11 protein-coding genes are annotated in these 13,313 nt (G+C 60.8%); 6 read left to right on the top strand and 5 right to left on the bottom strand.

The window, feature by feature from the left end:
- The first annotated feature begins 150 nt into the window (after positions 1–150).
- Together hemB and ppk1 are read left to right on the top strand one after the other, a co-directional pair.
- Complete coding sequence (gene hemB / locus BW33_RS01765; protein ID WP_047596702.1) at positions 151–1,164, top strand: porphobilinogen synthase; 1,014 nt, start codon at positions 151–153, stop codon at positions 1,162–1,164.
- A gap of 18 nt (positions 1,165–1,182) precedes the next feature.
- On the top strand, positions 1,183–3,408 hold the full coding sequence (gene ppk1 / locus BW33_RS01760; RefSeq protein ID WP_047596701.1) for a polyphosphate kinase 1: 2,226 nt from the start codon (positions 1,183–1,185) through the stop codon (positions 3,406–3,408).
- Between the two features lie 161 nt (positions 3,409–3,569).
- Here the strand turns inward: ppk1 and ppx are convergent, their stop codons facing one another.
- The 5 genes from ppx to BW33_RS01735 form a co-directional block, all read right to left on the bottom strand.
- The gene (gene ppx / locus BW33_RS01755; RefSeq protein WP_027610472.1) at positions 3,570–5,072 is read right to left on the bottom strand and encodes an exopolyphosphatase; all 1,503 of its coding nucleotides are present in this window, start codon (positions 5,070–5,072) and stop codon (positions 3,570–3,572) included.
- 240 nt (positions 5,073–5,312) lie between these two features.
- Positions 5,313–6,050: an amino acid ABC transporter ATP-binding protein gene (locus tag BW33_RS01750; protein ID WP_047596700.1), complete on the bottom strand. Its 738-nt coding sequence runs from the start codon at positions 6,048–6,050 to the stop codon at positions 5,313–5,315.
- On the bottom strand, positions 6,037–6,687 hold the full coding sequence (locus BW33_RS01745; RefSeq protein ID WP_007968438.1) for an amino acid ABC transporter permease: 651 nt from the start codon (positions 6,685–6,687) through the stop codon (positions 6,037–6,039). The genes BW33_RS01750 and BW33_RS01745 overlap by 14 nt, the downstream gene beginning before the upstream one ends.
- Positions 6,684–7,352: an amino acid ABC transporter permease gene (locus BW33_RS01740; RefSeq protein ID WP_047596699.1), complete on the bottom strand. Its 669-nt coding sequence runs from the start codon at positions 7,350–7,352 to the stop codon at positions 6,684–6,686. The genes BW33_RS01745 and BW33_RS01740 overlap by 4 nt, the downstream gene beginning before the upstream one ends.
- A 22-nt stretch (positions 7,353–7,374) precedes the next feature.
- A complete protein-coding gene (locus BW33_RS01735) occupies positions 7,375–8,160 on the bottom strand; it encodes a transporter substrate-binding domain-containing protein (protein WP_047596697.1) in 786 nt (261 codons plus the stop codon).
- Between the two features lie 256 nt (positions 8,161–8,416).
- Between BW33_RS01735 and BW33_RS01730 the strand changes: the two genes are divergently transcribed.
- From BW33_RS01730 to BW33_RS01715, 4 genes are all read left to right on the top strand, one after another.
- Positions 8,417–9,124 carry a FadR/GntR family transcriptional regulator gene (locus BW33_RS01730; RefSeq protein ID WP_047596696.1) on the top strand — a complete coding sequence of 236 codons (708 nt, stop codon included), beginning with the start codon at positions 8,417–8,419 and terminating at the stop codon, positions 9,122–9,124.
- A 120-nt stretch (positions 9,125–9,244) separates the two neighbouring features.
- Positions 9,245–9,574, top strand: coding sequence for a thioredoxin TrxA (gene trxA, locus BW33_RS01725; protein WP_008150340.1), 330 nt, complete (start codon positions 9,245–9,247; stop codon positions 9,572–9,574).
- 247 nt (positions 9,575–9,821) lie between these two features.
- On the top strand, positions 9,822–11,081 hold the full coding sequence (rho, locus tag BW33_RS01720) for a transcription termination factor Rho (RefSeq protein ID WP_003229334.1): 1,260 nt from the start codon (positions 9,822–9,824) through the stop codon (positions 11,079–11,081).
- A gap of 195 nt (positions 11,082–11,276) precedes the next feature.
- Positions 11,277–13,277 carry an acyltransferase family protein gene (locus BW33_RS01715; protein ID WP_047596695.1) on the top strand — a complete coding sequence of 667 codons (2,001 nt, stop codon included), beginning with the start codon at positions 11,277–11,279 and terminating at the stop codon, positions 13,275–13,277.
- The last annotated feature ends 36 nt before the right edge of the window (positions 13,278–13,313 follow it).

Here is a 13,313-nt window from a genome sequence, read left to right as displayed (position 1 = left end):
GTGTCCAAATGTGTCTCGACGTGAACAATTCCTACGCTAACAATGGAATGCGGCTACATGTCACGGGGTACGCACAACTGTAATCTGTTGGTCATAATGGCCGTCTATAACTGTCACGCTCGCCCGTTTGCGCGGGCTCAGGAGTCTGCCGTGAGCTTTACCCCTGCCAACCGTCTGTTCCCCGCCACGCGTTTGCGCCGCAACCGTCGTGATGATTTTTCGCGCCGGCTGGTGCGGGAAAACGTGCTGACGGTCGATGACCTGATCTTGCCGGTGTTCGTGCTTGAGGGTGAAAACCGTCGCGAAGCCGTGGCCTCGATGCCAGGTGTCGAGCGCCTGACCATCGACCTGCTGCTTGAAGAAGCGGCGAAATGGGTCGAGCTGGGTATCCCGGCGCTGGCGCTGTTCCCGGTCACGCCTGTCGAATTGAAATCCCTTGATGCTGCCGAAGCCTGGAACCCCGAGGGCATTGCCCAGCGTGCTACTCGCGCGCTGCGTGAGCGTTTCCCTGAATTGGGCGTGATCACTGACGTCGCGCTCGATCCGTTCACCACCCACGGGCAGGACGGCATTCTCGACGAAGAAGGCTATGTGCAGAACGACATCACCGTCGACGCACTGGTCAAGCAGGCTTTGTCCCACGCTGAAGCCGGCGCTCAGGTCGTGGCACCGTCGGACATGATGGACGGTCGGATTCAGGCGATTCGCGAAGCGCTGGAAATCGCCGGTCACGTCAACGTGCGGATCATGGCCTACTCGGCCAAGTACGCCAGCGCCTATTACGGGCCATTCCGTGATGCGGTGGGTTCGGCGGCGAATCTGGGCAAGGCCAACAAGGCCTCCTATCAGATGGATCCGGCCAACAGCGACGAAGCGCTGCACGAAGTCGGTGCGGACTTGTCTGAAGGCGCGGACATGGTCATGGTCAAACCCGGCATGCCATACCTGGACATTCTTTTCCGGGTAAAAGATGCCTTCAAAGTGCCGACCTTCGTCTATCAGGTTAGCGGCGAATACGCCATGCACATGGCGGCGATCCAGAATGGCTGGTTGAGCGAGGCGGTGATTCTTGAATCACTGACCGCCTTTAAACGTGCCGGCGCTGATGGCATCCTGACTTACTTTGCTGTCCGTGCCGCTCAATTGTTACGAGAGCAGAAATAGCCCTCCCAGGAACATTCGATGAATACCGAAGGACTCACTGAAGTTGCAGTAAAAGAAGCTCAACCGGTGGTGGAGCAAATTACCGAAACCCCGCCGGAACTCGAGCCTGCGCCACCCGCGCCGGTCACCGAAACCGTCGCGGCGGCGCCAGTGATTGCGATCCCGGGGCTGGATGACAGCAGCCTGTATATCCACCGCGAGCTCTCGCAACTGCAGTTCAACATCCGCGTGCTGGAACAGGCGCTGGACGAGTCCTATCCGTTGCTGGAGCGGCTGAAGTTCCTGCTGATTTTCTCCAGCAACCTCGACGAATTCTTCGAAATCCGCGTCGCTGGCCTGAAAAAGCAGATCACCTTCGCCCGGGAACAGGCCGGTGCCGACGGTCTGCAACCGCACCAGGCGCTGGCGCGGATCAGCGAGCTGGTGCACGGTCACGTTGACCGCCAGTACGCGATCCTCAACGACATCCTGCTGCCGGAGCTGGAAAAGCATCAGGTGCGCTTCATCCGTCGTCGTCACTGGACGACCAAGATCAAGACCTGGGTGCGCCGCTACTTCCGCGACGAGATCGCGCCGATCATCACCCCGATCGGGCTCGACCCGACGCACCCGTTCCCGTTGCTGGTGAACAAGAGCCTGAACTTCATCGTCGAACTGGAAGGTATCGACGCCTTCGGTCGCGATTCCGGTCTGGCGATCATCCCGGCACCGCGCCTGCTGCCACGGATCATCAAGGTCCCGGAAGAAGTCGGCGGCCCGGGCGACAACTATGTGTTCCTGTCGTCGATGATCCATGCCCACGCCGATGACCTGTTCCAAGGCATGAAGGTCAAAGGCTGCTACCAGTTCCGCCTGACCCGAAACGCCGACCTGGCGCTCGACTCCGAAGATGTCGAAGACCTTGCGCGCGCCCTGCGTGGCGAGCTGTTCTCGCGGCGCTACGGTGATGCGGTGCGTCTGGAAGTCGCCGACACTTGCCCGAAACACCTGTCGGACTACCTGCTCAAGCAGTTCAACCTGAGCGAGACCGAGTTGTATCAGGTCAACGGCCCGGTCAACCTGACCCGCCTGTTCAGCATCACCGGTCTGGACAGCCACCCGGAGCTGCAATACACGCCGTTCACCCCGCAGATCCCGAAATTGCTGCAGAACAGCGAAAACATTTTCAGTGTGGTGAGCAAGCAGGACATCCTGCTGCTGCACCCGTTCGAGTCATTCACCCCGGTGGTCGACCTGCTGCGTCAGGCCGCCAAAGACCCGCATGTATTGGCCGTGCGCCAGACCCTGTACCGTTCCGGCGCCAACTCGGAAATCGTCGATGCGCTGGTGGACGCCGCGCGTAACGGCAAGGAAGTGACCGCGGTCATCGAACTGCGCGCCCGCTTCGACGAAGAATCCAACCTGCAACTGGCCAGCCGTCTGCAAGCGGCCGGTGCGGTGGTGATCTACGGCGTGGTCGGCTTCAAGACCCACGCCAAGATGATGCTGATCCTGCGTCGCGAGGCCGGCGAGATTGTGCGTTACGCGCACCTCGGCACCGGTAACTACCACGCCGGCAACGCCCGTCTGTACACCGACTACAGCCTGCTGACCTCCGACGACGCCTTGTGCGAAGACGTCGGCAAACTGTTCAGTCAGTTGATCGGCATGGGTAAAACCCTGCGCATGAAAAAGCTGCTGCATGCGCCGTTCACCCTGAAGAAGGGCATGCTCGACATGATTGCCCGGGAAACCCAGTTCGCCGTCGAAGGCAAACCGGCGCACATCATTGCCAAGTTCAACTCGCTGACCGATCCGAAGATCATTCGCGCGCTGTACAAGGCCAGCCAGTCCGGCGTACGCATCGATCTGGTGGTGCGTGGCATGTGCTGCCTGCGTCCGGGCATCGCCGGGGTTTCGCACAACATCCATGTGCGCTCGATCATCGGTCGCTTCCTTGAACACACCCGGGTGTTCTACTTCCTCAACGGCGGCGAGGAGCAGATGTTCCTCTCCAGCGCCGACTGGATGGAACGCAACCTCGACAAGCGCGTCGAGACCTGCTTCCCGGTGGAAGGCAAGAAGCTGCTGACCCGCGTGAAAAAAGAGCTGGAGCTGTACCTGACCGACAACACCCACAGCTGGAGCCTGCAGTCGGATGGCCGTTACATCCGCAACACGCCAACCGGCAACCAGAACCCGCGCAGCGCGCAGGCGACGTTGCTGGAACGCCTGGGCAGCCCGATTCTGCCGGTGAGCAGCTGACCTTCAGCCCAATAAAAAGGCGATCCCCACGGATCGCCTTTTTTGTACTTCGAATTCCCCTGTAGGAGCTGTCGAGTGAAACGAGGCTGCGATCTTTTGATGTTGATCTTAAAAACAAGATCAAAAGATCGCAGCCTTCGGCAGCTCCTACAGGGGGACTGTCAGTGGACGGTGAGGACGATCCCCACCCGCGTCAGCCAGTCGGCTTCGAGGCCAAAGTCAGCCTGAGTCAGCTGATTCTCATCCAGCCAGTTCTCCGGGAATTCCACGTCGAGGGTGTTGCCTTTGGCGTGCAGCGTCACTTGCGGCATCGCCTGGGTACCACGGATGTGGTGGAACAGGATCGCGAAGCGCAGCAGCACGCACAGGCGGATCAGCTTGTCGCCGTCGTCACCGAACTCGGCAAATTTGTCTTTGGGGATGTTGCGGCGATGGCCGCGCACCAGCAGAGCGAGCATTTGCTGGTCTTCGCGGGAGAACCCGGCAAGGTCCGAGTGCTCGATCAGGTAGGCGCCGTGCTTGTGGTAGTGGTAGTGCGCGATATCGAGGCCAACTTCGTGGACCTTCGCTGCCCAACCGAGCAATTCGCGCCAGATACCGTCATCCAGCTCCCAGTCTGCGGCGACCTGATCGAAGGCGTGCAGGGCTTTGCGTTCTACCCGCGCCGCTTGTTCCAAGTCGACGTGGTAACGCTCCATCAGCGAGGTCAGAGTGCGCTCGCGCACGTCTTCGTGATGATGGCGGCCGAGCAGGTCGTAGAGCACGCCTTCACGCAGCGCGCCTTCGCAGTGATCCATGCGTTGCAGTTCGAGGGCGTCGAAGATCGCTTCGAGAATCGCCAGGCCCGCCGGGAAGATCGCCCGGCGGTCAGGCTTGATGCCTTCGAAGTCGATCTTGTCGACGTCACCCAGTTTGAACAGACGACGTTTGAGCCAGGCCAGGCCTTCGGCATTCACTTCGCCAGTGCCATGCCCGCCGGCCTTCAGCGCCAGGCCGATGGCGCGGATGGTGCCCGAGGAGCCGATGGCTTCGTCCCAGGTCAGGCGATGCAGGGCGTGTTCGATGCTCATGATCTCCAGCCGCGCCGCCGTGTACGCCTGGGCGTAACGGGCCGGGGTGATCTTGCCGTCCTTGAAGTAGCGCTGGGTGAAGCTGACGCAGCCCATTTGCAGGCTTTCGCGCAGCAGCGGTTCAAAACGCTGTCCGATGATGAATTCAGTACTGCCGCCGCCGATATCGGCCACCAGACGCTTGCCCGGGGTGTCGGCGAGGGTGTGCGAAACGCCCAGATAAATCAGCCGTGCTTCTTCACGGCCGGAGATGACTTCCACCGGGTGGCCGAGGATTTCTTCGGCGCGGTGGATGAATTCCAGGCGATTGCGCGCTTCGCGCAGGGCGTTGGTGCCGACGATCCGCACGGCGCCCAGTGGCATGCCGTTGATCAGTTGGGCAAAGCGCTTGAGGCAGTCGAGGCCACGCTGCATCGATTCTTCGTTGAGATGGCGCTCATCGTCGATACCGGCGGCGAGCTGCACTTTCTCTCCGAGGCGCTCCAGGATGCGGATCTCACCGTTCTGGGCCTTGGCCACGACCATGTGGAAGCTGTTGGAGCCCAGGTCGATTGCGGCGATCAGGGACAGATTCTTGGCTTTGGATTGCGGCATGGTCAGGGGGTCTCGGTCGATAACCCCGCCATCGTGCCACGATCAAACGCTGACGCCAACGCGCATGGTTCAAACCGTTGATCCAACACAGCTTCTATGGCGAGGGAGCTTGCTCCCGCTGGGCTGCGAAGCGGCCCTGAAGCCATTCACCTTGATATTCAGGTAAATCGCGGTCGGCGGGTTTCACGACTGCTGCGCAGCCGAGCGGGAGCAAGCTCCCTCGCCACAGAGGATGTGGGATCAGTTGGCGGCTTCGACGGTACCAATGAAATTTGCCAGCTCCGCCGTCTGCGGATTGGCAAACAACACCTTCGGATCCCCCACTTCATGCACCTTGCCATGGTGCATGAACACCAACTTATCCCCAACCTCCCGGGCAAATCGCATTTCGTGGGTGACCATGATCAATGTCATGCCTTCCTTGGCCAGTTGGCGCACCACGGCAAGCACTTCGTTGACCAGTTCCGGGTCCAGCGCCGAAGTGATCTCATCGCACAGCAACACTTTCGGTGACATCGCCAGCGCGCGGGCAATCGCCACGCGCTGTTGCTGCCCACCGGAGAGTCGATCCGGGAAGGCGTCGAACTTCTCCCCCAGTCCGACGCGCTCCAACATCTTGCGTGCCAGTTCGGCCGCCTTGGCCTTCGGTACTTTTTGCACCACTTGCGGGGCGAGCATCACGTTCTCGCCGACGGTCAGGTGCGGGAACAGGTTGAACTGCTGGAACACCATGCCGACTTTCTGCCGCAGACTGCGCAGGTCGGCGCGGGCGGCGTCGAGGTATTCGCCATCGACTTCGATCACCCCGTCATTGATCGACTCCAGACCATTGAGGGTGCGCAGCAGGGTCGATTTGCCCGAGCCGCTGCGGCCGATGATCGCCACCACCTGGCCTTCCTCGACGCTCAGGTCGATGCCTTTGAGTACGTGGTGATCGCCGTAGTATTTATGCAGGGCGGAAATTCTAAGCAGAGGCATGCAGTCTCCTTTCCAGGTAGCGCGCACTGAGCGACAAGGGGTAGCAGAGCAGGAAGTAGCCGAGGGCGACGAGGCCGTAGACCATGAACGGTTCGAAAGTGGCGTTGGCGAGCATGCCGCCGGTCTTGGTCAGCTCGGTGAAACCGATGATCGAGGTCACCGCAGTACCTTTCACCACTTGCACCGAGAAGCCCACGGTCGGCGCCACGGCAATGCGCAGCGCCTGCGGAAGGATCACGTAGCGCAGTTGCTCCAGTGGATTCAGTGCCAGGCTCGACGAGGCTTCCCACTGGCCATTGGGGATCGCTTCGACGCAACCGCGCCAGATCTCCGCCAGATAGGCGCTGGTAAACAGCGTCAGGGCAATCGCCGCGGCCATCCACGGCGAGATCTCGATCCCGGCCAGCGCCACGCCGAAGAACACCAGAAACAGCTGCATCAGCAACGGTGTGCCCTGGAACAGCTCGATCCAGGTGCGGGCGATATTGCTCGGCAACGGGTTTTTCGAGATGCGCATGACCAGAATCAGCAGCCCGACAATGCCGCCGCCGATGAACGCTACCAGCGACAGCGCCAGCGTCCATTGCAGGCCGGTGAGCAGGTTGCGCAGGATGTCCCAGAAGGTGAAGTCGCTCATTGGCTGCTCCTCGCGATATAGCGGCGACCGATCCAGTTCAGCAACTGGCGGATCAGCAGCGCCATGCACAGGTAGATCAGCGTGGTCAGCGCATAGGTTTCAAAGGCGCGGAAGTTGCGCGACTGAATGAAGTTGGCAGCGAAGCTCAGCTCCTCGGTGGCGATCTGCGAACACACCGCCGAGCCGAGCATGACGATGATGATCTGGCTGCTCAGGGCCGGCCAGACTTTGCCCAGTGCCGGCAGCAGGATCACGTGGCGGAACGCTTCGAAACGGCTCATCGCCAGTGCGGCAGCGGCCTCCAGTTGTCCGCGCGGAATCGCCTGGATGCCGGCGCGGATGATTTCGGTCGAATACGCACCGAGGTTGATCACCATCGCCAGCACTGCCGCCTGCCACTCGGAAATCTGCACCCCGAGCGACGGCAGGCCGAAGAAGATGAAGAACAGCTGCACCAGGAACGGCGTGTTGCGGATCAACTCGACGTAGACGCCGAAGAGTGCCGAGAACGGGCGGATGTTCCACGCCCGCACCAGCGCCCCGACGATACCCACGCCGACCCCGAACAGCGCGCCAATCGCCGTCAGCTCCAGGGTGAACAGCGCGCCGCGCAGCAACAGGTCAGTGTTTTCCACCACCGGCATGAAATCGAACTGATAAGCCATCGATTGTCTCCCGCGCGACCGATCAGAGGTCGGCCGGCAGCGGCTCTTTGAGCCAGGTCTGCGAGTTTTTCTCCAGCGCGCCGTCAGCCTTGGCGGTGGCGAGGATCTCGTTGACCTTACCCAGCAGCGCCGGCTCGTTCTTGTTCACGCCGACGTAGACCGGCGAATCCTTGAGCTTCACTTTCAGCGCCGGCACGCGTTTCGGGTTCTTCTCGCTGATCGCCACCATCACCACGTTGCCGCTGGCGATCAGGTCGACTTGCCCCGCGAGGTAGGCGGCGATGGTCGAGTTGTTGTCCTCGAAGCGCTTGATGGTCACGCCTTCGGGGGCGACTTTGCTCAGCTCGATGTCCTCGATGGCCCCACGGGTGACGCTGATGGTTTTGCCCTTGAGGTCGTCAAGGCTGCTGATCGCTGCGTCAGGCGGGCCGAACACGGCGAGATAGAACGGTGCGTAGGCGTGGGAGAAGTCGATGACTTTCTCGCGCTCCGGGTTCTTGCCCAGGCTGGAGATCACCAGATCGACCTTGCCGGTGGTGAGAAACGGGATGCGGTTGGTGCTGTTGACCGGGGTCAGTTCGAGTTTGACCTTGAGCTGGTCGGCCAGCAGTTTTGCCGTGTCGATGTCCAGGCCACGGGGTTTCATGTCCGGGCCGACCGAGCCGAACGGCGGGAAGTCCTGGGGCACGGCGACTTTCAGTGTGCCGCGTTTGACCACGTCGTCCAGACCATCGGCGTGGGCGGGGGCCTGGCTCAGCATCAAGCTGGAAAACAGAGCGGCGAGGAGGGCTCGGTAACGCAGGGTCATGGCAAATCTCCGGAACGACGGGAAGTGATTTCTGCGATCGGACAGAGCATGCGCCGTGCCAATACCCGGATTTATCGCCGGCAGGCCGCGGGTTTGCCGGGTTTGTTCGGTCTTACTGGTCTGAACAGTCAGGTTGTTTTTCGCACCCCGATAGCGCATCGGCAGCGGGCGCCGAACCCTGCTGGGGCACGACTTGCCGGATCCGGCGAATAGCTTTACAACTAGCCGCACCTTGGCCTGGCTCGTCTGAAAAACCATGAACTCGATCTCCCGCGCCGTACCTGAAGTGGCGTTGCAAGCGATTCGCAAACTGATCACCGAGCAGGGTTTCGGTGCGGGTGATGCGTTGCCGTCGCAACGGGATCTGGCGGTGCAGCTGGGCGTCAGCCGGGCGTCATTGCGGGAGGCGTTGTCGTCGCTCAGTGCGCTGGGCGTGGTCAGTATCCAGCCGGGCAAAGGCGTGTTCGTACAGGCACCGGTGGAAATTGCGCAGGGTGACAATGCGCAAGGCTGGCCGTTTGCAGCGCAGGCCTCGCCGCTGGACATCTTTCAGTTGCGCTATGCGCTGGAGGGCTTTGCCGCCGGGCTGGCAGCGGTGACCTTGAGCACGTTCGATCTGGACGCGCTGGAGGACAACGTCGCGGCGATGCGTGAGCAATTGAAGGCCGGCGACTTCGAGGCGGCGGCGAAACTCGACTTCGAATTCCACCGGCGCATTCTGCTGGCCAGCGGCAATCAGGCGATGCTGAGCATCCTCACCGCCAGCGCCGAGATCTTTCTGGAGAGCCAGAAACTACCGTTCATCCGCGCCGAACGGGCGATGGAAACCTGGCAGGAGCATCGCAAAATTCTTCGCGCCCTCGCGCGCCGGGCGTCCGCTGCGGCGCAAAAAGCCATGCAGGAACACGTGCGCAACGCCGCCCTGCGCACCGGAATTGCCTTCATTGCCCCCGCCACGGCGTGACTTGGGCTATACCCAGACTCATCGAGTGCCATAGCAAGACTCAATCAACTGCAGCTTCCTGAACAGGGGAAGGGCGGCTATGATGGGCCACGTTTTTTTGCTTACAACCTGGAGAATTCCATGAGCAGCGATCTTATCAAACACGTCACCGACGCTAGCTTCGACGTTGACGTCCTCAAGGCCGAAGGCGCTGTACTGGTCGACTACTGGGCTGAATGGTGCGGCCCTTGCAAAATGATCGCTCCGGTTCTGGACGAGATTGCCGAGACTTACAAAGGCAAGCTGACCGTCGCCAAACTGAACATCGACGAAAACCAGGAAACCCCGGCCAAGCACGGCGTGCGTGGTATCCCGACGCTGATGCTGTTCAAGAACGGCAACGTTGAAGCGACCAAGGTCGGCGCCCTGTCGAAGTCGCAACTGGCTGCTTTCCTCGACGCCAACATCTAAGCGTCGCAGTAAAACGCCGAAAAAAAGCCTCGCAAATTGCGGGGCTTTTTGCGTATTCAGGGCTAGACGCTCCGAAACTCAGGTGGTACATTCGGCCCCGCACTGGTTTCTCCACTGCCCCCTGCTAGCCGTCGCCGACGCACTCCTTTTCGAACAAGTTCGCGATCCTGTCGCCTTCTCCGCGGCGCGGCCTCATTAAGCCAAAAGCTTAATTTCCCCCCTCCATAAATGATTACGTCATTCCTATATGAATCTGACTGAACTCAAGCAAAAGCCGATTACCGAACTGCTCGAATTGGCCGAACAGATGGGCATAGAAAATATGGCCCGTTCGCGCAAGCAGGACGTGATTTTCTCCCTGCTGAAAAAGCACGCAAAAAGCGGCGAGGAAATCTCCGGTGATGGCGTGCTGGAGATTCTCCAGGACGGCTTCGGCTTCCTGCGCTCCGCTGACGCTTCCTACCTCGCCGGCCCGGACGATATCTACGTCTCGCCGAGCCAGATCCGTCGTTTCAACTTGCGCACCGGTGACACCATCGTTGGCAAGATCCGCCCTCCAAAGGAAGGCGAGCGTTACTTCGCTCTGCTCAAGGTCGACACGATCAACTTCGATCGTCCGGAGAACGCGAAGAACAAGATTCTCTTCGAGAACCTGACCCCGCTGTTCCCGACCGTGCGCATGAAGATGGAAGCCGGTAACGGTTCCACCGAAGACCTCACCGGTCGTGTGATCGACCTGTGCGCCCCGATCGGCAAAGGCCAGCGTGGTCTGATCGTTGCGCCGCCGAAGGCCGGTAAAACGATCATGCTGCAGAACATCGCCGCGAACATCGCCCGTAACAATCCTGAAGTTCACCTGATCGTGCTGTTGATCGACGAACGTCCGGAAGAAGTGACCGAAATGCAGCGCACCGTGCGCGGCGAAGTGGTTGCCTCGACCTTCGACGAGCCGCCGACCCGCCACGTGCAGGTTGCCGAAATGGTGATCGAGAAGGCCAAGCGCCTGGTCGAACACAAGAAGGACGTGGTGATCCTGCTCGACTCCATCACCCGTCTGGCCCGTGCCTACAACACCGTGATCCCGAGCTCCGGCAAGGTGCTGACCGGTGGTGTCGATGCTCACGCCCTGGAGAAACCGAAGCGTTTCTTCGGTGCTGCGCGCAACATAGAAGAAGGCGGCTCGCTGACCATTATCGCCACCGCGCTGGTTGAAACCGGCTCGAAGATGGACGAAGTGATCTACGAAGAGTTCAAGGGTACCGGCAACATGGAACTGCCTCTGGATCGCAAGATCGCCGAGAAGCGTGTGTTCCCGGCCATCAACATCAACCGTTCCGGCACCCGCCGCGAAGAGTTGCTGACCGCCGATGACGAACTGCAGCGTATGTGGATCCTGCGCAAGCTGCTGCACCCGATGGACGAAGTGGCTGCCATCGAGTTCCTGGTCGACAAGCTGAAAACGACCAAGACCAACGACGAGTTCTTCCTGTCGATGAAGCGCAAGTAACATCGCCGGTTGATCCGATAAAAATGGCGTCCCGTGCGGGGCGCCATTTTTTTGCCTGAATTTTGTCCGGATCATGGGAGGTTCCCGATCTGGTAAGGTCTGTGATCGGGCAATACAACAAGCAGCGCTCGCGAGCCTCCTGACTCGGGCTCGCGCTGTATAAAAAACAACCACCTGATTGGCATTAAAGATTTTATGAGCACACTCGCTTATCGAAGGGATATCGACGGCTTGCGGGCAGTCGCGGTGATCGCCGTGGTGCTGTTCCACTTTGGCGTTCCGGGGTTCACCGGCGGTTTTGTCGGCGTGGATGTGTTCTTCGTGATTTCCGGCTACCTCATCACCTCGATCATCTGGAATCAGCGTCAGGCTGGCCGTTTCAGTTTCGTCGAGTTCTGGGCGCGGCGTGCGCGGCGGATTCTGCCGGCGCTGTTTGCGATGATCATTGCGGTGCTGGCGGTGGGCTGGTTCCTGCTGGCGCCCAAGGATTACGAAGAACTGGGGCGTTCGGTGCGCTATCAGGTGATGTTCGTCTCGAACATCCTGTTCATGCGCCAGGACGGCTATTTCGACGTCGCCTCTGACCTGAAACCGTTGCTGCATACATGGTCACTGGCGGTGGAGGAGCAGTTCTACATCTTCTTCCCGCTGCTGCTGACGTTGCTCTCGAGTCGCCTGAAACACTGGCGGTTGGCGCTGTTCGGCGTGCTGCTGGTGTCGTTCGGCCTGAGTGTGTGGGCGATCCAGCATCACCCGGAAAAAGCCTTCTTCCTGCTACCGATGCGTGCCTGGGAGTTGCTCGCCGGGGCGATGCTGGCGGTCGCGCCGAAACACGCCTGGCGCTTGAAGCCGATGGCTGCCCAGGCCTTGAGCCTGCTCGGCATGGGCTTGATCCTGCTGGCGGTGTTCGCCTATGACAAGTCGACGCCGTTCCCGGGTGTTACCGCGTTGCTGCCGGTGCTGGGCGTGGTGCTGCTGATTCTGGCCAACGGTCATCGCGAAACGCTGGTGGGGCAATTGTTGAGCAGCCGGGTGATGGTCGGCCTCGGGCTGATCTCCTATTCCTGGTATTTGTGGCACTGGCCGGTCTTCGTGTTTTCCAGCTACGCCAGTGTCGACGAACCGGGCGCGCTCGACACGGCCGGATTGATTCTGCTGACTCTGGTGTTGGGTTATCTGTCGTGGAAGTTCGTCGAAACGCCGTTTCGTGAACGGCGCTTGCTCGCCGGTCGTCGGCAGATTCTGCTGGCCGGTTTCTGCGGGATTCTGGTGCTCGGTCTGGCCGGGCAATCGCTGCGTTGGACTGATGGCCTGCCATGGCGCTTGTCCGAGCAGGCGCTGCAATACGCCAAGGGCCGCGAGTGGCGGCCGGAGCTGATGGCGTGTCTGGCGGACGACAAGACCCCGGACGACAAGCTGTTCTGTCATTACGGCGTGGCGGATCTGCCGACTCGCGCGATGGTCTGGGGCGACAGCCATGCCACGGCGCTGATCCCGGTGTTCGATGACGGTGCCAAAGCCCACGGTGTCAGCGTGATTCTGGCCAGTTCTCCGGGTTGCATTCCGGTCGATGGGCTGGAGCATGACGGTGTCTGCGCGCGCTTCAACAAGCGGGTCGAGCAGGGGCTGAAAAACCAGGCGATCAGCGATGTGGTGCTGGTCGCACGCTGGAGCCTGTATCTGTACGGCGACGCCAAGGGTGATCTCGGGCATGTCTTGAGAACGCCAGACGGTCGTTACGATCGCGCCGAGGCCGAACAGCGTTTTGCCGCAGGCCTGCGCACTCGCGTCGCGCAATTGCGTGCGGCCGGGCATCGCGTATGGCTGGTGAAAGAGGCGCCGTTGCAGGCGTTCAGTCCGCCGTATCGGCTGACGCGGCTGGCGATGCTCGATCGCCCGGTGGATGACGTCGGCCTGGCCGTCGAGGCGCACCACAAGCGTCAGGTGTTCATCAGTCAGTTGTTCGCGCAGTTGGCGCAGAATGATCCGGCGGTGCGCGTGGTCGATCCGGCCCCGCGACTGTGTGATGAAAACGGCCTGTGCCACGCCGAACTCGGCGGCTACTCGCTGTACACCGATGACAATCATCTGTCCGAAGTCGGTGCGCGGTTTGTGGCGCCGATCCTTGAGCCGCTGTTTATCGGCCTGCAAGCCCGGGAAAACCGTGGAAAAGCACAGACGAATGCAGCCAAGTAAGCAGCGACAGGCTGCCACAGGGCTGCATAGCAGGTA

The organism is Pseudomonas sp. RIT288 (genome assembly GCF_000631985.1).
In the GTDB taxonomy this organism is placed as follows: domain Bacteria; phylum Pseudomonadota; class Gammaproteobacteria; order Pseudomonadales; family Pseudomonadaceae; genus Aquipseudomonas.
This window is presented reverse-complemented; position numbering and strand designations above follow the sequence as displayed.

Excerpts from the sequence above, each read along its gene's own strand:
- ppk1 (WP_047596701.1), top strand. The coding sequence starts at position 1,183 with ATGAATACCGAAGGACTCACTGAAGTTGCAGTAAAAGAAGCTCAACCG.
- ppx (WP_027610472.1), bottom strand. The coding sequence starts at position 5,072 with ATGCCGCAATCCAAAGCCAAGAATCTGTCCCTGATCGCCGCAATCGAC.
- BW33_RS01750 (WP_047596700.1), bottom strand. The coding sequence starts at position 6,050 with ATGCCTCTGCTTAGAATTTCCGCCCTGCATAAATACTACGGCGATCAC.
- BW33_RS01745 (WP_007968438.1), bottom strand. The coding sequence starts at position 6,687 with ATGAGCGACTTCACCTTCTGGGACATCCTGCGCAACCTGCTCACCGGC.
- BW33_RS01740 (WP_047596699.1), bottom strand. The coding sequence starts at position 7,352 with ATGGCTTATCAGTTCGATTTCATGCCGGTGGTGGAAAACACTGACCTG.
- BW33_RS01735 (WP_047596697.1), bottom strand. The coding sequence starts at position 8,160 with ATGACCCTGCGTTACCGAGCCCTCCTCGCCGCTCTGTTTTCCAGCTTG.
- BW33_RS01730 (WP_047596696.1), top strand. The coding sequence starts at position 8,417 with ATGAACTCGATCTCCCGCGCCGTACCTGAAGTGGCGTTGCAAGCGATT.
- trxA (WP_008150340.1), top strand. The coding sequence starts at position 9,245 with ATGAGCAGCGATCTTATCAAACACGTCACCGACGCTAGCTTCGACGTT.
- rho (WP_003229334.1), top strand. The coding sequence starts at position 9,822 with ATGAATCTGACTGAACTCAAGCAAAAGCCGATTACCGAACTGCTCGAA.
- BW33_RS01715 (WP_047596695.1), top strand. The coding sequence starts at position 11,277 with ATGAGCACACTCGCTTATCGAAGGGATATCGACGGCTTGCGGGCAGTC.